15 protein-coding genes are annotated in these 21,982 nt (G+C 74.5%); 6 read left to right on the top strand and 9 right to left on the bottom strand.

Features of this window, described 5'->3' with window-relative positions; all coding sequences use genetic code 11:
• Positions 1–51 precede the first annotated feature (51 nt).
• The 3 genes from IF43_RS0109345 (at position 52) to pulA (ending at position 8,507) form a co-directional block, all read left to right on the top strand.
• A complete protein-coding gene (locus tag IF43_RS0109345) occupies positions 52–1,071 on the top strand; it encodes a LacI family DNA-binding transcriptional regulator (RefSeq protein ID WP_037887900.1) in 1,020 nt (339 codons plus the stop codon).
• A gap of 246 nt (positions 1,072–1,317) precedes the next feature.
• Complete coding sequence (locus IF43_RS0109340; protein ID WP_051794990.1) at positions 1,318–3,051, top strand: carbohydrate-binding module family 20 domain-containing protein; 1,734 nt, start codon at positions 1,318–1,320, stop codon at positions 3,049–3,051.
• 92 nt (positions 3,052–3,143) lie between these two features.
• The gene (pulA, locus tag IF43_RS0109335; protein WP_030196660.1) at positions 3,144–8,507 is read left to right on the top strand and encodes a pullulanase-type alpha-1,6-glucosidase; all 5,364 of its coding nucleotides are present in this window, start codon (positions 3,144–3,146) and stop codon (positions 8,505–8,507) included.
• 304 nt (positions 8,508–8,811) lie between these two features.
• Here pulA and IF43_RS0109330 read toward each other — a convergent pair whose 3' ends face one another.
• The 6 genes from IF43_RS0109330 to IF43_RS0109305 form a co-directional block, all read right to left on the bottom strand.
• Complete coding sequence (locus IF43_RS0109330; RefSeq protein WP_030196658.1) at positions 8,812–9,336, bottom strand: GNAT family N-acetyltransferase; 525 nt, start codon at positions 9,334–9,336, stop codon at positions 8,812–8,814.
• A gap of 51 nt (positions 9,337–9,387) precedes the next feature.
• Positions 9,388–10,098 (bottom strand): TetR/AcrR family transcriptional regulator, encoded by a 711-nt coding sequence (locus IF43_RS0109325; protein ID WP_030196656.1) that lies wholly within the window; start codon positions 10,096–10,098, stop codon positions 9,388–9,390.
• Between the two features lie 61 nt (positions 10,099–10,159).
• Positions 10,160–11,209 (bottom strand): PDR/VanB family oxidoreductase, encoded by a 1,050-nt coding sequence (locus IF43_RS0109320; RefSeq protein ID WP_030196654.1) that lies wholly within the window; start codon positions 11,207–11,209, stop codon positions 10,160–10,162.
• Position 11,210: 1 nt separating this feature from the next.
• Positions 11,211–12,236: a metal-dependent hydrolase gene (locus tag IF43_RS0109315; protein ID WP_078910022.1), complete on the bottom strand. Its 1,026-nt coding sequence runs from the start codon at positions 12,234–12,236 to the stop codon at positions 11,211–11,213.
• 86 nt (positions 12,237–12,322) lie between these two features.
• Complete coding sequence (locus IF43_RS0109310; protein ID WP_107048444.1) at positions 12,323–14,344, bottom strand: hypothetical protein; 2,022 nt, start codon at positions 14,342–14,344, stop codon at positions 12,323–12,325.
• A gap of 221 nt (positions 14,345–14,565) precedes the next feature.
• On the bottom strand, positions 14,566–15,366 hold the full coding sequence (locus IF43_RS0109305; protein WP_030196648.1) for a tyrosine-protein phosphatase: 801 nt from the start codon (positions 15,364–15,366) through the stop codon (positions 14,566–14,568).
• A gap of 278 nt (positions 15,367–15,644) precedes the next feature.
• Between IF43_RS0109305 and IF43_RS41550 the strand changes: the two genes are divergently transcribed.
• The gene (locus tag IF43_RS41550; protein ID WP_051794986.1) at positions 15,645–16,268 is read left to right on the top strand and encodes a hypothetical protein; all 624 of its coding nucleotides are present in this window, start codon (positions 15,645–15,647) and stop codon (positions 16,266–16,268) included.
• A gap of 72 nt (positions 16,269–16,340) precedes the next feature.
• Positions 16,341–17,819, top strand: coding sequence for a PepSY domain-containing protein (locus IF43_RS0109295; protein WP_030196643.1), 1,479 nt, complete (start codon positions 16,341–16,343; stop codon positions 17,817–17,819).
• 95 nt (positions 17,820–17,914) lie between these two features.
• Here IF43_RS0109295 and IF43_RS0109290 read toward each other — a convergent pair whose 3' ends face one another.
• Both IF43_RS0109290 and glnII read right to left on the bottom strand, forming a co-directional pair.
• Positions 17,915–18,613: a winged helix-turn-helix domain-containing protein gene (locus IF43_RS0109290; RefSeq protein ID WP_030196642.1), complete on the bottom strand. Its 699-nt coding sequence runs from the start codon at positions 18,611–18,613 to the stop codon at positions 17,915–17,917.
• 464 nt (positions 18,614–19,077) lie between these two features.
• Complete coding sequence (glnII, locus tag IF43_RS0109285) at positions 19,078–20,097, bottom strand: glutamine synthetase (protein ID WP_030196640.1); 1,020 nt, start codon at positions 20,095–20,097, stop codon at positions 19,078–19,080.
• 223 nt (positions 20,098–20,320) lie between these two features.
• Here glnII and IF43_RS0109280 point away from each other — a divergent pair, with 223 nt between their 5' ends.
• Entirely contained in the window at positions 20,321–21,253 is a 933-nt protein-coding gene (locus tag IF43_RS0109280) for a Gfo/Idh/MocA family protein (protein WP_030196638.1), read from the top strand.
• Between the two features lie 64 nt (positions 21,254–21,317).
• Here IF43_RS0109280 and IF43_RS0109275 read toward each other — a convergent pair whose 3' ends face one another.
• Entirely contained in the window at positions 21,318–21,968 is a 651-nt protein-coding gene (locus IF43_RS0109275; RefSeq protein WP_234332045.1) for a hypothetical protein, read from the bottom strand.
• Positions 21,969–21,982: the final 14 nt, after the last annotated feature.

Genomic DNA, 21,982 nt, shown 5'->3' with positions numbered 1-21,982 from the left:
GGGCCGGCCGGAGCCGCTCCTGACGGCGGCCCGGCCGGCCCCGCCGGCACCCTGCGCCTCGCCGACATCGCCGCCCAGGCGGGCGTCAGCGAGGCCACCGTCAGTCGCGTGCTCAACGGCCGCGCGGGCGTCGCGGCCGGCACCCGGCACAAGGTGCTGGCCGCCCTCGACGTCCTCGGCTACGAGCGTCCGCAGCGGCTGCGGCGCAAGAGCAACGGCCTGGTCGGACTGCTCATCCCGGAGCTGACCAATCCCATCTTCCCGGCCTTCGCGCAGGTCATCGAGCAGGCCCTGGCCGGGCACGGGTACACCCCGGTGCTGTGCACGCAGACCCCGGGCGGAGCCACCGAGGACGAGCTGGTCGAGCAGCTGGAGGCACGCGGCGTCACCGGCATCGTCTTCCTGTCCGGCCTCCACGCCGACGCCTCGGCCGACCCCGCCCGCTACCAGGGGCTGGCGGCGCGCGGCGTGCCGTTCGTCCTCATCAACGGCTACAACGAGGACATCAACGCGCCGTTCGTGTCACCGGACGACCGGGCGGCCGCGACGATGGCGGTGCGCCACCTCGCCGAGCTGGGCCACCGCCGGGTGGGCCTGGCCGTCGGACCGACCCGGTACGTGCCCTCGCGCCGCAAGGCGGAGGGCTTCGCGGCGGCGCTGTCGGACGTGCTCGGGGTCGAGGACGCCGAACCGTACATCCAGCGCACGCTGTTCACGGTGGAGGGCGGCGCCGCGGCCGCCCAGGCGCTGCTGGACCGCGGCTGCACGGGCATCGTGTGCGGCAGCGACCCGATGGCGCTGGGCGCCATCCGGGCCGCGCGGCAGCGGGGGCTGCGCGTCCCCGAGGACGTCTCGGTCATCGGCTTCGACGACTCGCCGCTGATCCCCTTCACCGACCCGCCGCTGACCACCGTCCGCCAGCCGGTCCGCGCCATGGCGACCGCGGCGGTCGGCGCGCTCCTGGAGGCGGTGGGCGGCAACCCGGTCGCGCACACGGAGTTCGTCTTCCAGCCGGAACTGGTGGTCCGCGGCTCCACCGCCCCGGCGCCGGTGGTGCCGTCCGGCGCCTGACCCGTATACGGACCGCCGGCCCGGGGTGCGCGGGTCCCCTCGGCGCCACACTGCACGGGGTCCCCACGCCACCCCGCCCGGCCGGAGCCTGCCGCCCCGGCCGCGGCGGGGTTCTCCATGCGCCTCCCGCCCCGCCGGGACATCTGCGCGAAACTTTTCTGCAATCTCTTGCGCAAACTCTTGCAATGATCCCGAGGCCCCCCTACGGTCCAGGCAATCCCCGCCTCTCCCGCCAGGAGGACCCCCATGCACCGCACCCCGAGGCGCCCCACCGGAAAGGGCGTCAGGAGAACGGCGGCCGCCGCCGCGCTCGCCGCGGCCGCGGCCACCACCCTCGTGGGCCCGGCCGCTTCCCCGGCCGGCGCGACCCCGCCCGGAGCCAAGGACGTCACCGCCGTCCTCTTCGAGTGGCGCTTCGCCGACGTCGCCAAGGCGTGCACCGACAGCCTCGGCCCCGCCGGCTACGGCTACGTCCAGGTCTCCCCGCCCCAGGAACACGTCCAGGGCTCCCAGTGGTGGACCTCGTACCAGCCCGTCAGCTACAAGATCGCCGGCCGGCTCGGCGACCGCACCGCGTTCAAGGCGATGGTCGACACCTGCCACGCGGCCGGTGTCAAGGTCGTCGCCGACTCCGTCATCAACCACATGGCCGGCCAGGACGGCTCCGGTGTCGGCACCGGCGGCTCGGCGTACTCGAAGTACAACTACCCGGGCCTGTACTCGGGCGCCGACATGGACGACTGCCGGGCCAGCATCTCCAACTACCAGGACAAGGCCAACGTCCAGAACTGCGAGCTCGTCCAGCTCGCCGACCTCGACACCGGCGAGGAGTACGTCCGCGGCCGGATCGCCGGCTACCTCAACGACCTGCTCTCCCTCGGCGTCGACGGCCTGCGCATCGACGCGGCCAAGCACATGCCGGCCGCCGACCTCGCCAACATCAAGTCCCGGCTCACCAACCCGAACGCCTACTGGAAGCAGGAGGCCATCTACGGCGCCGGCGAGGCGGTCTCGCCGACCGAGTACCTCGGCACCGGCGACGTCCAGGAGTTCCGCTACGCCCGCGACCTCAAGCGCGTCTTCGGCTCCGAGAAGCTCGCGTACCTGAAGAACTTCGGCGAGGCCTGGGGCTACATGCCCGGCGCGCAGGCCGGGGTGTTCGTCGACAACCACGACACCGAGCGCGGCGGCGACAGCCTCAACTACAAGGACGGCGCCCGCTACACCCTCGCGTCCGTCTTCATGCTGGCCTGGCCCTACGGCTCCCCCGACGTCCACTCCGGCTACGAGTGGACCGACAAGGACGCCGGCCCGCCGAACGGCGGCACGGTGAACGCCTGCTACACCGACGGCTGGAAGTGCCAGCACGCCTGGCGCGAGATCGCCTCCATGGTCGCCTTCCGGAACACGGCCCACGGTCAGGGTGTCGTGAACTGGTGGGACAACGGCGGCAACCAGATCGCGTTCGGTCGCGGCGACAAGGCGTACGTGGCCATCAACCACGAGGCCTCCGCCCTCACCCGCACCTTCCAGACCGCCCTCCCCGCCGGCGACTACTGCGACGTGCAGAGCGGCCGGACCGTCACCGTCAACGGGTCCGGCCAGTTCACGGCCACCCTCGGCGCCGACACCGCCCTCGCCCTGCACGCCGGGGCCCGCACCTGCACCACCCCGCCGCCCACCGCGGACACGGGAGCCTCGTTCGCGGTCAACGCCACCACCAGCTGGGGCCAGGACATCTACGTGAGCGGCGACCAGAGCGCCCTCGGCAGCTGGAACCCGGCGAACGCCCGCAAGCTCGACCCCGCGGCCTACCCCGTGTGGAAGCTCGACCTCGCGCTCCCCGCCGGCACCGTCTTCGCCTACAAGTACGTCCGCAAGGACGCCGCCGGCAACGTCACCTGGGAGAGCGGCGCCAACCGCACCGCCACCGTCCCCGCGAACGGCAAGGTCACGCTCAACGACACCTGGCGCAACTGACCCCGCGCCCCCCGAGCCAGGGCCGCCCGGCACCCGTAAGAATCCCCGCCACCGCCGGGCGGCCCTCACCACCACCTCAAGGAGACCCTCCCTTGATACGCCCAGCCCTGCGCGCGGCGGCCGGCAGCCTCGCCGCCGCCCTGGCGGCGACGCTCCCGCCCGCCCTCCCGGCGGCCGCGGCCGCACCGCCCGCCCCGCCCTCGGACGCGCGGCTCGCCAAGGAGCCCGCCCGGCACGACCTCACCCGCGAGCAGTTCTACTTCGTGCTGCCCGACCGGTTCGCCAACGGCGACCCGGCCAACGACCGCGGCGGGCTCACCGGCACCCGCCTGGAGACCGGCCTCGACCCCACCGACAAGGGCTTCTACCAGGGCGGCGACCTCAAGGGCCTGACCGAGCGGCTCGACTACATCAAGGGCCTGGGCACCACCGCCATCTGGCTGGCACCGATCTTCAAGAACCAGCCCGTCCAGGGCACCGGCAAGGACGCCTCGGCCGGCTACCACGGCTACTGGATCACCGACTTCACCCAGGTCGACCCCCACTTCGGCACCAACGCCGACCTCGCCGGGCTCATCGGCGCCGCCCACCGCAAGGGCATGAAGGTCTTCTTCGACGTCATCGCCAACCACACCGCCGACGTCGTCCAGTACGAGCCGAACTCCTCCACCTACCTCTCCAAGGGCGCCTTCCCCTACCTCACCAAGGACGGCGTGCCCTTCGACGACTCCGACTACGCCGACGGCACGCGCCCCTTCCCGAAGGTCGGCCCGAACTCCTTCCCGCGCACCCCCGTCGTCCCCGCCGCCAAGAAGGACCTCAAGGTTCCGGCCTGGCTCAACGACCCGACGATGTACCACAACCGGGGCGACTCCACCTTCGCCGGCGAGTCCTCCGACCAGGGCGACTTCGCCGGCCTCGACGACCTGTGGACCGAGCGCCCCGAGGTCGTCACCGGCATGGAGAAGATCTACGAGACGTGGGTCCGCGACTTCGCCGTCGACGGCTTCCGCATCGACACGGTCAAGCACGTGAACACCGAGTTCTGGACCCGGTGGGCCACCGCCCTCGACACGTACGCCGCCCGGCGCGGCCGCCCCGACTTCTTCATGTTCGGCGAGGTCTACTCCGCCGACACCGCGATCACGTCCCCGTACGTCACCCGCGGCCGGCTCGACGCCACCCTCGACTTCCCGCTCCAGGACGCGATCCGCTCGTACGCCTCCCAGGGCGGCCCGGCCGGCCGCCTCGGCGCCGTCCTCGCCGACGACTACCGCTACACCAGCGGCAAGGCCAACGCCTACGAGCAGGTGACCTTCCTCGGCAACCACGACATGGGCCGCTTCGGCACCTTCCTGAAGCAGGACAACCCCGGCAAGGCCGAGGGCGAGCTGCTGGACCGCTACCGGCTCGCCAACGAGCTGATGTTCCTCTCCCGCGGCAACCCCGTCGTCTACTACGGCGACGAGCAGGGCTTCACCGGCGCCGGCGGCGACAAGGACGCCCGCCAGTCGATGTTCGCCTCGAAGACCGCCGACTACCTCGACGACGACGAGCTCGGCACCGACCGCACCCACGCGAGCGACGCCTACGACCCGCAGCACCCGCTGTACCAGGAGATCGCCGCCCTCGCTAAGCTGCGCCGCGCCCACCCCGGCCTCGCGAGCGGCACCCAGACCGAGCGCCTCTCCCGGGACTCCGTCTACGCCTTCACCCGCACCGACGCCTACGCGGGCACCGAGTACCTGGTCGCCGCCAACAACGCCACCGCGCCCCGGACCGTCGAGATCCCGGTGGACAGCGCCGCCGGCACCGACTTCGCCCCGCTGTACGGCACCGAGGACGCGGCCCGCACCGGCGACGGCGGCAAGGTCACCGTCACCGTCCCCGCCCTCGGCTCCGTCGTGCTGAAGGCCGACGCCCCGCTGCCGGCCCCCGCCACCGCACCCGCCGTCACCCTCAAGGCCCCCGCGGCCGGCGCCACCGGCACCGTGGAGCTCTCCGCCGACGTCACCGGCGGCGGCCGCGACCGGGTCGTGTTCGCCGCCCAGGTCGGCACCGGCCCCTGGCAGGTGCTCGGCTCCGCCGACCACGCCCCGTACAAGGTCACCCAGTACGTCACCGCCCCCGAGGGCACCGCCCTGCGCTACAAGGCCGTGGCCGTCTCCGCGGACGGCCGCACCGCGAGCGCGCTCGCCGACTCCGTCGCCGGCCGGGTCCCCCCGAAGGACGTCCCCACCGCCACCCAGCGCGACTACGCGGTCGTCCACTACAAGCGCCCCGACGGCGACTACACCGACTGGCGCCTGTACGCCTGGGGCGACATCGCCGACGGCGAGGGCACCCAGTGGCCCGCCGGGCACGCCTTCACCGGCCGCGACGCCTACGGCGCCTTCGCCTGGGTCCGCCTGAAGCCCGGCGCCACCTCCGTCGGCTACCTCGTCATCGACAAGGACGGCACCAAGGACGTCGGCGCCGACCGCACCATCGACGTCACCAGGACCGGCGAGATCTGGCTGGAGCAGGGCAAGGACGCCGCCCGCGCCGACCGGCCTCCCTACCCGGCCCCCGACGCCGGCAAGGCCGTCCTGCACTACCGGCGCGCCGACGGCCGGTACGACGGCTGGGGCCTGCACACCTGGACCGGCGCCGCCCAGCCCACCGACTGGTCCAAGCCCCTGATGCCCGCCCGCCTCGACGCGTACGGCGCCGTCTACGAGGTACCGCTGGCCCCCGGCGCGACCTCGCTCAGCTACATCCTCCACAACGGCGACCAGAAGGACCTCCCCGCCGACCAGTCCCTCGACCTCAAGGCCACCGGCGGCGAGGCCTGGCTCCTCGCCGGCCAGGAGAAGCACCTGCTGCCGCAGGCCGCCGGCTCCGCCGCCGCCCTGGACCTCACCAAGGCCCAGGCCGTCTGGATCGACCGCGACACCCTCGCCTGGAACGCGCCAGAGGCCGCCGCCTCCGCCCAGCTGCTCGCCTCCCGCGACGGCTCGGTCAAGGCGACGGACGGGACCCTCACCGGCACCGCCCGGTGGCTGCGCCTGAACCGCACGACGCTGACCGACACCCAGAAGGCCCGCTACCCGCACCTGGCCTCCTACGCCGCCTACTCCGTCGACCCGCGCGACCGCGACCGGGTACCCGCCGCCCTGCGCGGCCAGCTCGTCGCCGCCGCCCGGGCCGCCAACGGCGCGGTCCTGGCCGCCACCGGCGTCCAGCTCGCCGGCGTCCTCGACGACCTGTACGCGGCGACCGCCGCCCCCGCCGCCCTCGGCCCGGTCTTCGGCCGCGACGGCTCCGTCCGCCTGTCCGTATGGGCCCCGACCGCGCAGTCGGTCGCCCTCGAACTGGACGGCCGCACCGTCCCGATGAAGCGGAACGACACCTCCGGCGTGTGGACCGCCACCGGCCCGGCCGACTGGAAGGGCAAGCCCTACCGGTACGCCGTCACCGTCTGGGCCCCCACCGTCCAGCAGGTCGTCACCAACCTCGTCACCGACCCCTACTCCACCGCCCTGACCACCGACTCGGCCCGCAGCCTGGCCGTGGACCTCGCCGCCCCGGCCCTCAAGCCGGCCGGCTGGGCCACCCTGAAGAAGCCGGCCGCCGTGCCCTTCCGGAACGCCCGGATCGAGGAGCTGCACGTCCGCGACTTCTCCGTCGCCGACCGCACCTCCGCCCACCCCGGCCAGTACCTGGCCTTCACCGACACCGGCTCGGCCGGCATGAAGCACCTGCGCGACCTCGCCGCCCACGGCACCTCGTACGTGCACCTGCTGCCCGCCTTCGACATCGGCACCATCCCCGAGAAGCCGGCCGACCGCACCGAGCCCGCCTGCGACCTGTCCGTCTACGCGCCCGACTCCGAGGAGCAGCAGGCCTGCACGGCCCGGGCCGCGGCCAAGGACGCGTACAACTGGGGCTACGACCCGCTGCACTACACCGTCCCCGAGGGTTCGTACGCCAGCGACCCCGAGGGCACGGCCCGCACGGTCGAGTTCCGGCGCATGGTGCAGGGCCTGAACGGGGCCGGGCTGCGCACGGTCATGGACGTGGTCTACAACCACACCGTCGCCGCCGGCCAGTCCGACAAGTCCGTGCTCGACCGCATCGTGCCCGGCTACTACCAGCGGCTGCTGGCCGACGGCAGCGTGGCCACCTCCACCTGCTGTGCCAACACCGCGCCCGAGAACGCCATGATGGGCAAGCTCGTCGTCGACTCGGTCGTCACCTGGGCCAAGGAGTACAAGGTCGACGGCTTCCGCTTCGACCTCATGGGCCACCACCCCAAGGCCAACATCCTGGCGGTGCGCAAGGCCCTCGACGCGCTGACGGTCGCGAAGGACGGCGTCGACGGGAAGAAGGTGATCCTCTACGGCGAGGGCTGGAACTTCGGCGAGGTCGCCGACGACGCCCGCTTCGTCCAGGCCACGCAGAAGAACATGGCCGGCACCGGCATCGCCACCTTCTCCGACCGGGCGCGCGACGCCGTCCGCGGCGGCGGCCCCTTCGACGAGGACCCGCGCCTGCAGGGCTTCGCCTCCGGCCTGTACACCGACCCCAACGGCGCCCCCGGCAACGGCACCCCCGAGCAGCAGAAGGCCCGCCTCCTGCACGACCAGGACCTCATCAAGGTCGGCCTCACCGGCAACCTGGCCGGGTACGCCTTCACCGACTCGAGCGGCCGCACGGTCAAGGGCTCCGAGGTGGACTACAACGGCGCCCCGGCCGGCTACGCCGCCGCCCCCGGCGACGCCCTCGCGTACGTCGACGCGCACGACAACGAGTCGCTGTACGACGCCCTCGCCTACAAGCTCCCGGGCGGCACCGCGGCCCCGGAGCGGGCCCGCATGCAGGTCCTGGCCATGGCCACCGCCGCCCTCTCCCAGGGCCCGGCGCTCTCCCAGGCCGGCACCGACCTGCTGCGCTCCAAGTCGCTGGACCGCAACTCCTTCGACAGCGGCGACTGGTTCAACGCCATCCACTGGGACTGCCGCGACGGCAACGGCTTCGGCCGCGGCCTGCCCCCGGCCGCCGACAACCGGGCCAAGTGGGCCTACGCCAAGCCCCTGCTGACCGGTCTGAAGGTGCCCGGCTGCGCCGAGATCGACGGCGCCGCGGCGGCGTACGCGGACCTGCTCCGCATCCGCACCACGGAGCCGGCCTTCGCCCTGGCCACGACCGCCGAGGTGCAGTCCGCCCTGTCCTTCCCGCTCTCCGGCGCGGGCGAGACCCCGGGCGTGATCACGATGGCGCTGGGCGACCTGGTCGTGGTCTTCAACGCCACTCCGGGCGAGCAGCGCCAGCACGTGGCCGACCTGGCCGGCCGGGCGTACGCCCTGCACCCGGTACAGGCCGGTGGCGCGGACGCGGTGGCGAGGGCGGCCTCGTACCGGGACGGGACGTTCACGGTCCCGGGCCGCACGGTCGCGGTCTTCAAGAGGGGCTGACGGTCCCGGGAAGGTGAGGGGTGCGGTGCCCGCGCGGGGAGGCGTGCGGGCGCCGCACCCCTGTTTTCTTCCTCTGTTTCTTCCTGTGCTTCTTCCTGTGCTGTTTCCTCCGGTGTCCGACCGGTCGCCCCCATCTGTAGCGGGGCCGGCGCGGCCGCCGCGCCGCGGAACCGGCCGATCGGCCGAGACCCGCCCAGCGCTGTCCGGACGCGCGGTGTTGCGCGCCGGGGCGACCGCGTGGGATGAACGGCACGGGCCGGCCCCGGCGCCGGGCCGACCCGACCCGACCGGAGCACGGGTCCCGCTAGGGCAGCAGCCGCTGCTCCAGCAGGATCACCCCGTACACCCGCCCGTCCTTGGCCTGCTTGGACGGGAACTCGCCCACCACCCGGTACCCCGCACCCTGGTAGTACGCCAGCAGCCGCGGATTGGTGGACTGGCAGTCGAGCCGCGCCAGTTCGCGACCGGTACGGGCGATCCGCGACTCGGCGTGCTCCAGCAGCCGCCGCCCGGTCCCGGGCGGGGCGGTCGACCGGTCCACCATCAGCCGGTGCACGTACCCGGCCACCGGGGGCTGGACGCCCCAGGCCTCCTCGTCGGACCACCACAGCTCGTACGCCCCGCAGACCGCGCCGTCGGCGTCGCGCGCGATCCACACCTCGCCCTCGCGCATGATCCGCCGGAAGTGCGCGGCGTCCTTCTCCCCGGCCTTCCACTGCCGGATGCCGTTCGCGCGCATCCACGCCGCGGCGCCGTCGTACAGCCGGACCAGCAGCGCCGTGTCGTCCTCGCCGGCCTGCCGGAACACGATCCCATCGTCAATGATCACGCGGGAATTATCGGCCGGACGGGCCGCTCCCGGACAACCCCGCCGCGGCCCCTACCGAGGAGCCGGCACGGGTGCGGGCACCAGCGCGGCCAACCGCCCCACCAGCTCCCCGAAGGGGCCGTCCGCCGGCTCGCCCGAGAGGATCTGCACGAGCACCCCGGCCATCTCGGCGTCGTACGCGGCGCTCACCGCGGCGAGCGCCGCGAAGTCGTGCACCAGCTGCAGTTCGAGTTCGGCCCGGGGTATCTTCCGCCCGTCGAGCCACAGCAGCGCCGTGGACTCCGCCAGCGACACCCACGAACGCACCACCAGCTCCAGCCGCGCCGGCGGTTCGGTGACGCCGATGTGCGCGATGATCTGCTCGTACGCGGCCTGCCGCACCTCGTCGATCATCGCGTTGGTCCGGCTCGACCCGGCCGCCGGACCGCCCCGCATCAGCGCGGAGAAACCGGGCCCGTGGTCCTCGACGAACTCGAAGTACCGCCCCATCACCCGCAGCAGACGCGCCCCGAGGGGGCCCTCCTTCGGCTCCTGGAAGCGCCCGGCCAGCTCGTCGGCCGCCCGCCGCAGCGCGGCCTCGTACAGGCTGAGCTTCCCCGGGAAGTAGTGGTAGACGAGCGGCCGTGAGATGCCGGCCGCGGCCGCGATCTCGTCGATCGACACGTCGTCGGGCGAGCGCTGGCTGAACAACTCCAGCGCCACGCTGATCAGCTGCTGCCGCCGCTCCTCGACACCCATCCTGCGGCGCACCCCGGTCGTCATACCGCCCACCCTACCGACCCGCCCCCACCCCGCCACCGCCCCGGAGGTCCCCTTTCCGCTTCTACGCGTCCAGGACCAGGTGGGAGCCGGGCTCGGCGCGGGAGACGCACAGGAGCATCGAGTCGGTGCGCTCCTCGTCGGTGAGGAGGTCGTCGCGGTGGTCGACCTCGCCGGCGAGGACGCGGTGCCTGCAGGTGCCGCAGAAGCCCTGTTCGCACGAGTAGGGGGTGTCGGGAAGTGCGGTGCGGACGGCGGCCAGGGCGGTGGTGTCCGCGGAGACCTCGACGGTGCGGCCGGAGCGGGCGAGTTCGAGCGTGAAGGGGGACTCGGGGGCGGGGCGGGAGGCCGGGGCGAAGCGCTCCAGGTGGAGGGGGACGCCCGGGGCGAGGGCGGCTGACACCGCGTCCATCAGGGGTTCGGGGCCGCAGCAGTAGACGGCCGTGGCGGTGGGGAGTTCGGCGAGGCGGGACAGGTCGAGCGGGCCCGCCTCGTCCTCGGGGACGACGGTGACGCGGTCGCCGTACGCGGCCAGTTCGGGCAGGAACGGCATCGAGGCGCGGCTGCGGCCGCCGTAGTGGAGGTGCCAGTCGGCGCCGGCCGCGGTGGCGGCGCGGAGCATCGGGAGGATCGGTGTGAGCCCGATGCCGCCGGCGACGAACACGTAGCGGGGGGCGGGGACGAGGGGGAAGCGGTTACGCGGGGTGCGCAGTTCCAGTTCCGCGCCCACCGCCAGCTGTTCGTGGACCTCGCGCGAGCCGCCGCGGCCGTCCGGGACCAGGCGGGTGGCGAAGACGTACGCCCCGCGCTCGGCCGGGTCGCCGCACAGGCTGTACTGGCGCACCAGGCCGGAGGGCAGGTGGACGTCGACGTGCGCGCCCGGCTCCCAGGCCGGGAGGTCGTCCGACTCGACGCGGATGCGGACCACGCCCTCGGCGACCTCCTCGCGGCCGGTGATCCGCGCGTACAGCGGACGGCGGGGGGAGCGGCCCGAGACGGGCTCGGCCAGGGCGGGCAGGGGCCACAGGGGGGAGGCCTTGATGCGGGAGCGCACGGCGCGGCGCGCCACCAGGCCCGCGGCCGCCACCACGGCGACCGTTGCGAGGCGGGGCATGTCAGTTGCCTCCGGTGGCGGGTGTGGTGAGTGTGGTGGTTGTGGCGGCTGGGGTCTTCCCGGGCGCGGACGCCGGCGCCGGCGCGGGCGCGGCCTCGGCCTTGGCCTCGGCCGGGGTCGCGGCGGGTGCCGCTCCCGCCGGTACGCGGCCCCCGTTCGCGCCCGGGGAGGACGCCAGGTACGCCACCGCCTGGGCCGTCGAGCCCTCCTGCGACGGGTGGTACGTGCGCGACAGGTAGCGCGGGATCGACTTCAGCATGGCGCCGGTCGAGGGCAGCGTGCCCTGCTGCCCGGCGCGGAACAGCTTGCCGAGCGAGGCCCTGCCCTCCGTGAGGGTGGGGTCGTTCTCCATGAAGAAGCGCGAGCCCCGCTGCCACATCCACACCAGGGCCGCGAAGGCCGTCGCCCAGGTCCGCACCCGCCGCCGGTACCCGCCGTCCACGTGCATGAACAGCTCGAAGGCCACCGACCGGTGCTCCACCTCCTCCGCGCCGTGCCAGCGCAGCAGGTCCAGCATCATCGGGTCCGCGCCCCGCCGGTCGAGCTCGTCGGCGTTGAGGATCCAGTCGCCGAGGAACGCGGTGTAGTGCTCGATGGCCGCGATCATCGCGACCCGCTCCATCAGCCACCAGTGCCGGGCCCGGCCGGGCGGCAGGGTGCGGTCGCCGAGCAGCTTCTCGAACAGCCAGTCCACCTGCGCGGTGTACGGCGTCGGGTCCAGGCCCTGCCGCTTGAGGTGGGGGAGGACGTCGTCGTGGGCCTGGGAGTGCATCGCCTCCTGGCCGATGAACCCGATCACGTCCTCGCGCAGCCGCTCGTCGGTGATGTACGGCAGCACCTGCTTGTAGACGTGCACGAACCAGCGTTCGCCGGCCGGCAGCAGCAGGTGCAGCACGTTCATCGTGTGCGTCGAGAACGGGTCGCCGGGAAGCCAGTGGAGCGGGGTCCCGTCCCAGGAGAAGGCGACATTGCGGGCTTTGAGGGCTATGTGCTCGGACGCCACCGGGGCAGGCTGCGTATTAGACATGGCGTCAATGTACTGACGGGTGAAGCCTCCGCAACAGCCCCCGCGCGCAATTCCCGGGAGGGACGGGCTCCCCGCCCCGGCCGCCCCTACCGCAGGACTCCCGCGCGGGACCCGTCCGCCAGCCGCCCGCTCAGCTCCACCTGCGCACCCGCCCGCGCCGGTACGGCGAGCCGGTTGCCGGCGGAGGTGCCGTGCACGGCCCCGCCGACCGTCACCGAGGTGAACTGCCCGCTGCCCGCAGCCAGGACGTACCAGTGCCCGGCCCCCGACTTCCACAGCACGCCCGCCAGCACGCGGGGCGCCCGCGCACCGCACTCCGGCACCCCCTCGGCCCGCGCCACCAGCGCGCCCGTACCGGGGCCCGGCGTCTGGAACTGCGCCAGCACGCGCTCCCGCCCGCCGCCCCAGGTCTCGGCGCGGGTGCACACCCAGGCCGCCGTGCCGCCCCGCTCGGGCAGCGGCTGGTGGGCGTACGTCCACGAGTTGACGGACCGGACGCCGTGCGACCGTACGGCCGGCAGCAGGCAGGCCGTCTTCGCCCAGCGGTCCCGGTCGGCCCCGCCCGCCACGTCGTGCGGCGCCCCCGGGGAGCCGGCGGTGAGGCGGGCCGGGATCAGCTCGCCGAGGTCGGTGACCAGGCGCGTGGCCTCCGCGCCCGCCGAAGCGCCCTTCGAGGCACCGGCCGACGCACCCGTCGAAGTCCCCGACGGCTCCGCGGAGTCCGGCGCGCCGGTCAGGGACAGCGCGTTCCACGAGGCGCAGGAACGGTCCAGCGCGGGACTCGCCACCGGCGCCGTCACCCCGTCCGCCAACCGCAGCGGTACGGCGGCCGCGTCCGGTCGCAGCAGGTCCCGTACGGCGGCCGCGCGCACCCAGGGGGCGGTCAGGTAGCGCACGTTGCCGTCGACCCGGCTGAGCACCACCGCGCTCGCGGTCGCCGCCGAGGCGCCGTCGGCGCGGGCGAAGTCGAGTGCGGCGCCGGCGGTGCCCTCGCGCGGTTCCGCGTACCGGGCGATCCGCAGGCCGTCGTACAGCAGGACCACCACCGCCTGGTCCACCTCGCCGGCGAACAGCAGCTGCGGCGGGCCCATCGGCGGCCCCGACGGGGTCCCGGGGGTGGCCGACGCCTGGACGGACGACCCGGGCCGCGCCCACACCGCGAGGGCCCGGCGCAGCAGTCCGTGGTCGCCGGTCCGGTCGCCGCGCGCGGGCCACGCCGAGAAGTCCGTACGGGTCGACGCGCGCCAGTCCGTCGCGCCGGCCACCGTCACGCGCGCCGGGTCGAGGGCCTGCTCGGCGGCGGCGTTGCGGGCGTACGGCGGGGCTGCCGCGCCGTCGGCCCCCCAGCCGCCGCCGGGCAGCGCGAGCAGCGTCCCGGCCACCGCGGCGGCGGCCGCGGCCGCGAGCCAGGCCCGGGCGTGCCGGCGGCGGCGCATCAGGTCGGTCGGCCGGGCCTGGAGCACGCACGGGTCGAACTCGGGGGAGTCCAGCAGCGCGTCCGACTCCGCCTCGCCCACCTGCGCGAGGGCCTCGGCCGGGTCGGCCACCCCCGCCTCCGCGAGCAGCCGCAGCACCTCGGGCTCGGGGAGCCGCTCCATGGCCCGCAGGACGAACGCGGCCCGGCCCTCGCCGGTCAGGCTGGCCAGCCACTGGTCGAGCGCGAGCTCGTCGGCGCCGCCGGCGCGCGGGAACACCCGCAGGCCCCGGACCTGGGGGAGGAGGGGCGGCAGTTGGGCCCGCTTCGGCAGGGCGAGGCGGCGCAGCGGGAGCCCGGCCTCCAGCGCGGCCCGCAGCACGCGCAGCCGGACGTAGGCGTACCCGGCGTCGCCGCCCACCCGGTCCAGGCCGGCCCGGGGCGTGGGGACGGTGCCGGTGCCGGACCTGGAAACGCTCCCGGTGCCGGTGCCGGTGCCGGTGCCGGTGCCGGACCCCGTGGCCCGCGAGCGGGCGGTGGCGCGGGACGACCGGGGCAGGGCGCCCTGCGCGAGGGCGTGCGCGGTCAGGACGCGTCGGTGCCGCCCGAGGGAGGGCGGGAGGACGAGGTAGGCCATCCGGACCAGCCGCGGGTAGTGCTCGACGATCGCGGCCTCGGCCCGCTCGACGCCCACGGCGGCGGTCGCGGCCGGGGCGCCCGCCGGGGGGTGCGCGGCCGGGGCGGCGCCCGCGGCGGGACGCGGCCCCCGCGGCGCGGCGCCCTCGGACGGGGCGGCCTTCGGCGTGGCGGGATCGGGGCGGGTGACGGCATCCGGGGTAGGCACGTTCAGCAGAACGAGCGAATCCCCGGATGGTCACCGGCCCTCGAAGCGGCGGGGTGCCCGCCGCGCCCGGGTCAGGCCGTCAACCGGGCCCGGATCGCGGCGACGGCCGTGTCCGGGACGCCCAGCCCCTCGCGCACGTACGCCTCCATGGACCCGTACCGCGTGGCCACCTCGTCCAGCGCCGCCTCCAGGTACGACGGCACGACGCCGATCATCGCGAGTGCCGTGGCCGGGTTGCCGCCCGAGATCGTGAACCCCTCGATCATCGGGGCGAACGCCTGCCGCACCGCCGGGTTGACGGACAGGTACTCGGTCATGACCGTCTCCTCGTCGGCGCCGAGCAGCGTCAGGAGCACCGTCGCGGCCCAGCCGGTGCGGTCCTTGCCCGCCGTGCAGTGGAACAGCAGCGGCCCGGACTCCTCGTCCGCCAGCGCGGTCAGGAGCGTCCGGTACGCCGCCTTGCCGGATCCGGAGCTGACGAAGGAACGATACGTCTGCTCGAACAACCGCTCGACGCGTCCGCCGCCCAGCTCCCGCTCGGCCGTGATCGGATCGGCCAGCAGGTGCTTGAGCTGTGCGGCGGCCGGGATCTCGCCGGACTCCACCTTGTCCGCCAGCACGTCCGCCACCAGCAGTCGTGCGCCCTCCGGTACCCGGTCGGGGCGGTCGGCCCGCTCGGCGTCCGTCCGGAAGTCCACGATCGTCCGCAGCCCCAGTGCCGCCACCACGGGGTCGGCCGCCACGTCCAGCCGGTCCAGCTGGCCCGAACGCAGGACGAGCCCCGCGCGCACCGTGCGCCCGCCGGCGAGCGGGGCGCCGCCGAGGTCCCGCAGGTTGGCGACGGTCGTGGACGGGGTGGCGGTGGCGGTCATGTAAGGGCTCCGGCTCGTTCGTAGGGGCGCTCGTGCTTGATGATCCGCCATCACCCCGCGCCCCGCACGACCGGGCCGCGGCGGGGGTCGCCGGGGGCGGTGTGATGCGGGGCGTCCCGGAGTGGGACCATGGCGAGGACATGATCAGGGTTTCGGCGCCGGTGCGGGCAGTGCGGGCCGCGGTGTTCGCGGCGATGTGCGTGGCGCTGGCAGCCGTGGGGCATTCGCTCATGTCCGGTCATGACATACCCATTGGTCCCCTTTTGGGGGCTTTTGGTGTGGTCGGTGGGCTGGCGTGGGTCGCCGCCCGCGGGCGGCGCGGGGCGTTCGCCATATCGGGCGCGCTCCTGGCCGTCCAGGGAGCGCTGCACCTGCTGTTCGCCACCACCGAGGGTCCGGGATCCGCGTCCGCCGGTGCCCCGTCCATGCACATGGACATGGGCGGCACGGACGCCGGCATGCACATGGGCACGGACGCGAGTTCGTCCATGGACATGGGCATGGACACGGGGATCGACGCAGGGACCCACGCGATGACCGGCGCGGCCGGTATGGCCGACATGGCCGACATGGCCGGGCACGGCGGCCTCGGGATGCTGGCCGCGCACGTGCTCGCCGGGCTGTTCTGCGCCTTCTGGCTGGCCCGCGGTGAGGCCGCCGTCTTCCGGCTCGCGCGCGTCGTGGCGCTGCGCGCCGCGGCCCCGCTGCGCCGCGCCCTGGCGCTCGTGCGCCTGCTCGTGCGGGCCGCTCCGGTCGCCGTGCCGCCGCGCCGCCCGCGCGCGTACGCCGGCCGGCCGCGTCGGCTGCGCGGCGCGCTGCCCGCCCACACCCTGGTCCGGCGTGGGCCGCCCGGGCTCCGAGCACCGAGCGCCACGGCCCCCGGCCGGCCCGCCCTCGCCTGACGTCCGAACGGGCCGCGAGGCGGCGTGACGCGGGGCCGGTTCCCCATGTCTACGCCAACACCTAGGACCGTCATGGCCATCATCGACCCCGTCAAGGGGATCCCGTCCGCCGACCCCGATACAGCCCCGGCCCCGGTTGCGGACCCGCCCGCGGAGCGGCCGCCGGCCGCCCGCCGCCGCTCCGCCTGGAGCGCCCTGCGCCCGCTGACCCTGCGGATGCACTTCTACGCGGGCCTGCTCATCGCGCCCGTGCTGCTCCTGGCCGCCGTCACCGGCACGCTGTACGCCCTGTCGTACCCCGCCGAGAAGCTGCTGTACCGCCACGAGCTGACCGTCCCCGCCGGCGACTCGACCCGCCCCCTCAGCGCACAGGTCGCCGCCGCCCGGGCCGCGCACCCCGACGGCACGGTGACCGCCGTCTGGCCGGCCCCCCAGGAGGGCGCCACCACCCGGGTCCTCATGGCGAGCCCCGAGGTCACCACCGAGGACCGCGACCTCACCGTCTTCGTCGACCCGTACACCGCCACCGTGCGCGGCAGCCTGGAGACCTCGGGCGACGCGCTCCCGCTGCGCGCCTGGCTGTCGACGTTCCACAGCAACCTCCACCTCGGCGAGCCCGGCCGGATCTACAGCGAACTGGCCGCGAGCTGGATGTGGGTGGTGGCCCTCGGCGGCCTCGCCCTGTGGATCGGCCGCCGCCGCACCGCCCGCAGGGCCCGACTGCTGCTGCTCCCCGAGCGCGGGGCCGCCGGGCGTCGCAGGACCCTGTCCTGGCACGGCTCCGTGGGCCTGTGGTCCGCGGCGGGCCTGGTCGTCCTCTCCGCCACCGGCCTGACCTGGTCGACGTACGCGGGCGAGAACATCGGTGAGGTCCAGGACAGGCTCGGCGGCGCCACCCCGGCCGTCGCCGCCGCCCTGCCGGGCGCGACCGGAGGCGCGGGCGGCGAACACGCCGGCCACCACATGAGCCCCGACATGCCCATGGACATGCCGATGCCCAAGACCGCGGACGTCGGCATCGACGAGGTGGTCGAGTCGGCCCGCGCCGCCGGCGTGGACACGCAGGTACAGATCACCCTGCCCGCCGAGGGCAAGGGGTACGTGGTCAAGGAGCGCGACCGGCAGTTCCCGACCCACCTCGACTCGGTCGCCGTGGACCCGGCCGACGGCAAGGTCATGGACACCCTCCGCTTCGCCGACTACCCGGTGCTCGCCAAGCTGACCCGCTGGGGCATCGACATCCACATGGGCGTCCTGTTCGGCCTGGTCAACCAGCTGGCACTGGCCGCACTGGGCCTGGCGCTGGTGTTCCTGACGGTGTGGGGCTACCGCATGTGGTGGCTGCGCCGGCCGACGAGGGACGAGGGCCCCTCCTTCGGCCCGGCGTACGCGCCGGGTGCGTGGCGCAGGGTCCCGCTGCCGCTCCTGCTGCCGCTGGCGGCGGTGACCGGCCTGGTGGGCTGGTTCGTGCCGCTGCTCGGGATCAGCCTCGTGGCGTTCCTGGTACTGGACGTCGTCACGGGCCGGGTCCTGAAGGCCCGGACCGCGTAACGGGGCGGCCCGCACGGGGGTGGGCCCCGCACTCCGGCGCGGAGTGCGGGGCCCACCGCCGTGTACGGGCGCGGCGCCCCGGCCGGGGCCGGGCCTCAGGGCGCGTACTTGTAGCCCACGCGCCGCACGGTCTGGATCGCCCCGCGGTGCGCAGCGCCCAGCTTGCGGCGCAGCCGGGCGACGTGGACGTCGACCGTGCGGCCGTCGCCCACGTGGCCGTAGCCCCAGACTGTGGAGACCAGCTGGTCGCGGCTGTGCACCCGGTGCGGGTTCGCCACCAGATGGGCCAGCAGCTCGAACTCCAGGTAGGTCAGGTCCAGTTCGCGCCCGGCCACCTCGGCCGTACGGCGTGCCGGGTCGATCCGGACCAGGCCGTCTCCGGTGACGGCGCCGTCGTCGGGTGCGGCGGCGGACACCGGACCGGACACCGGACCGGACACCTGGCCGGTCACCGGGCGGGTGGAGCGGGCGGAGCCGGAGGGGTCGGGAAGGACCGGGGCGGCGCTCGGCGCCAGGGTGAAGGCGGGCGGCTGCGCGATCGGGCCCCGCGCCGGCAGCGGCTGCTGGTCGGCCGGTACGAGCACCAGGTAGCCGACCATCGGGGGGCGGCCCGGCAGCGCGGGGACGGTGTGCTGCGGCGCGGGCAGCCAGGTGGCGCCCGGCGGCAACCAGTCGGCCCCGCGCGGGACCTCGTCGGGGTCCACGGCGCGCAGCCGGTGGCGGTGGGCGGGGACCGGAAGGGTGGCGGTCGCAGCGGAGGAGGCAGCGGACGGGAAGACACGGGTGTTCGCCATGAGTGGTCAGCTCTTTTCACGCGGAAGTCGTCGGCAGGAGACGTGGGACGTACTCGTACCGCGCAGACCGAAGGCCTTCGGCAGGAAGGAAGGCGTTAGAGGGCCGGCGCGTTCTCCGCGCGGCAACACACCCGGTCGAAATCGTGGTGCTGACGGGACGGCCAGAACGGCTCCAGGTCGCTGCGACCCGTCGGGGTGTTCCAGTGGCTGGCCATGCGCCCATTGAAGCAGACGAAACGTCTCCGTCGTAGTCCCGTCTCAGTCAATAGACCCGGAAGTCCAAATTCCGCACCATGCAAGGGTGATGCCCTCGGGGCGAATCCACCATGAAAGGGCAAAGCGCCCGCCGTCGGAACGGCGGGCGCTGCCCTGTCCACGTCCCGTCTCGCCCTCCGGTCGGGCCGGCAGGGCGGGAGCAGGGCGGCGGGGGTGGCGGGGGTGGCGGTGGGGACGGGGGCGGTCGGTCAGACCAGCCCCTCCTTCTCCAGCCCCGTGCAGCAGGTGTCCACGATCAGCCGCGTCACCACGTACGGGTCCACGTTCGCGTTCGGGCGGCGGTCCTCGATGTAGCCCTTGCCGTCCTTCTCCACCTGCCACGGGATGCGCACGGAGGCGCCGCGGTCCGAGACCCCGTAGCTGAACTCGTTCCACGGGGCGGTCTCGTGCAGACCCGTCAGGCGCTCGTCGATGCCCGCGCCGTAGTTCTTGACGTGGTCCAGCGGCTTGCTGCCCTCGCCCAGCGCCTCGCACGCGGTGATGATGGCGCGGTAGTCCTCGCGCATCTTCTTCGTCGAGAAGTTGGTGTGCGCGCCGGCGCCGTTCCAGTCGCCCTTCACCGGCTTCGGGTTGAGCGTCGCGGAGACGCTGAAGTCCTCCGCCGTGCGGTAGAGCAGCCAGCGGGCCACCCACAGCTGGTCGGCGACCTCCAGCGGGGCCAGCGGGCCCACCTGGAACTCCCACTGGCCCGGCATGACCTCGGCGTTGATGCCGGAGATGTCCAGCCCGGCAGCCAGGCAGTGGTCGAGGTGCTTCTCGACGATCTCGCGGCCGAAGATCTCGTCCGAGCCGACGCCGCAGTAGTAACCGCCCTGAGCAGCCGGGAAGCCGCCGACCGGGAAGCCGAGCGGGCGCGCCCCGTCGAAGAACGTGTACTCCTGCTCGATGCCGAAGATCGGCTCCTGCCCGGCGAACTTCTCCGCCACCGGACGCAGCAGCGCGCGGGTGTTCGACTCGTGCGGGGTCATGTCGATGTTCAGGACCTCGCACAGCACCAGGACGTCGTCACCGCCGCGGATCGGGTCCGGGCAGGAGAAGACGGGCTGGAGCACGCGGTCGGAGGCGTGGCCCTCGGCCTGGTTGGTGCTGGAGCCGTCGAAGCCCCAGATCGGCAGCTCGGCACCGTCGGCGAGGATCTTCGTCTTGGAGCGGAGCTTGGCGGTCGGCTCGGTGCCGTCGATCCAGATGTACTCGGCCTTGTAGGTCACGGGCCCTCGTCCTTCGGCTGCGGGTGCTGCGATGGGCGGCTGCGCTGCGCTGCGCACGCTGCGGTGATGACCGCAGCGTGCCAAGGCGCGATTTCCCGTCCGTTGCCCGGTTGTGAACCCCGTGTTACCGGGGGTCGCGGACCGCCCCGGTGCCGTGCAGGGTGCCCGCCGGGGTGCCGGGCCGGACGTGCGGCACACTGTGCGGGTGAGCATTTCGTACGATTTGAACTCCGACGGCCCGGCCGGCGCCCGGCGACCCCTCGGCACCCGACCCCGCGTCGGCCTGCTGGGAACCGGTCCCTGGGCCGCCCGTACCCACGCACCCGCCCTCGCCGCGCACGCCGGCTCCGAGTTCGCCGGAGTGTGGGGCCGCCGCCCCGCCGCCGCGGCCGAACTCGCCGACGCGCACGGCGTGAAGGTGTACGACTCGCCGGAGGCGCTCTTCGCGGACTGTGACGTCGTCGCCTTCGCGCTGCCGCCGGACGTCCAGGCCCCGCTGGCGGTCGAGGCCGCCGCGGCCGGCTGCCACCTGCTCCTCGACAAACCCGTCGCCACCACGGTCGCGGGCGCCCGCGCGCTGGCCGGTGCCGCCGCCCGGCACGGGGTCGCCAGCATCGTCTTCCTCACCCTGCGGTTCGCCGAGCCCACCTCGGACTGGGTGGCGGAGCAGGCCGGACGGGACGGCTGGTTCACCGCCCGGGCGCACTGGTACGGAGCGGTCTACCCGCCGGACGGCACGAAGAGCCCGTACGCCGCCTCGCCGTGGCGGCAGGAGAAGGGCGGGCTGTGGGACGTCGGCCCGCACGCGCTGTCCGTCCTCCTCCCCGTCCTCGGCGACGTCACCGCGCTGACGGCCGCCCGCGGTCCGGCGGACCTGGTCCACCTCACGCTGCGGCACACCTCCGGCGCCTCCAGCACGGCCGCGCTGACGCTGAGCGCGCCCAAGGCCGCGTCCGGCGTCGGCGTCGAGCTGCGCGGGCTGCCCGGGATCGCCGCACTGCCCGACTGGACCGACGTACCCGGCGCCTACGGGAGGGCGCTCGACGCCCTGCTGCACGCGGCCCGCACCGGCGATCCGCACCCCTGCGACGCCTCGTTCGGACTGCGGCTGACCGAACTGCTGGCGCAGGCGGAGGAACAGCTGGCCCAGCCGTGAGCCGTGCCGGACGACCGCCGGGGGAGTCCGCCCGTCGGCCGCCCGTCGTGCGCCCGACGGGACGTCACTTGATGACGGCGTTGGCCACCACGATCGCCAGCCCGATCGCGGCGTCCGCCAGGCCGATCAGCAGCGCCGGGGCGAGCCGGTAGCCGCTCCGCAGCGCCGCGAAGGCGCCCCACGCGAACAGCAGCGCCGTGTTCAGGCCCAGTCCGACGGCCGTCGTGGCCGGTTCGTGCCAGCCGCCGAAGCCGGCCAGGCAGAGCAGCAGCACCGTGGGCAGCGAGGCCGCGAGCATCGGCCACTCGTCGCGCAGCTCCCGCCCCAGCCGCTTCCAGCGGTCGGCGCCCCGGTGCTCCGGGGAGGCCGCCCCGTGCGAGGACATGTGGTGGGCGTAGCCGTGCACCAGCGCGGCCGCGGCGACCGTCACCAGCACCCAGGCCGCGTCGTAGAACGGGGTGTAGGGGGTGCCTCCGTTCTGGAGGGCGGCCAGCAGCGCGCTGGACAGGATGGTTCCGTACACCCCTCCGAAGATCCACTCGGCCCCGCCGCGCGCCGCGGCGGTCCGGGTGCGCAGGACGGGGTCGAACGCGGGTGGGGCCGCGGTCTCCGGCCACGCGCCGGTCTCCGGCCGTGTACCGGTCTCCGGCGCCGTACCCGCCTCCGGCCGTGCGCCGGTCTCCAGGATCGTCTCGGGGGCCCGCTGCTCGTTCACGTCTTTCCTTCCGC

This window comes from Streptomyces sp. NRRL S-87 (assembly GCF_000719335.1).
Taxonomy (GTDB): Bacteria; Actinomycetota; Actinomycetes; order Streptomycetales; family Streptomycetaceae; genus Streptomyces.
The sequence above is the reverse complement of the archived record's forward strand: the minus strand, read 5'-3'. Positions and strand labels throughout refer to the sequence as shown.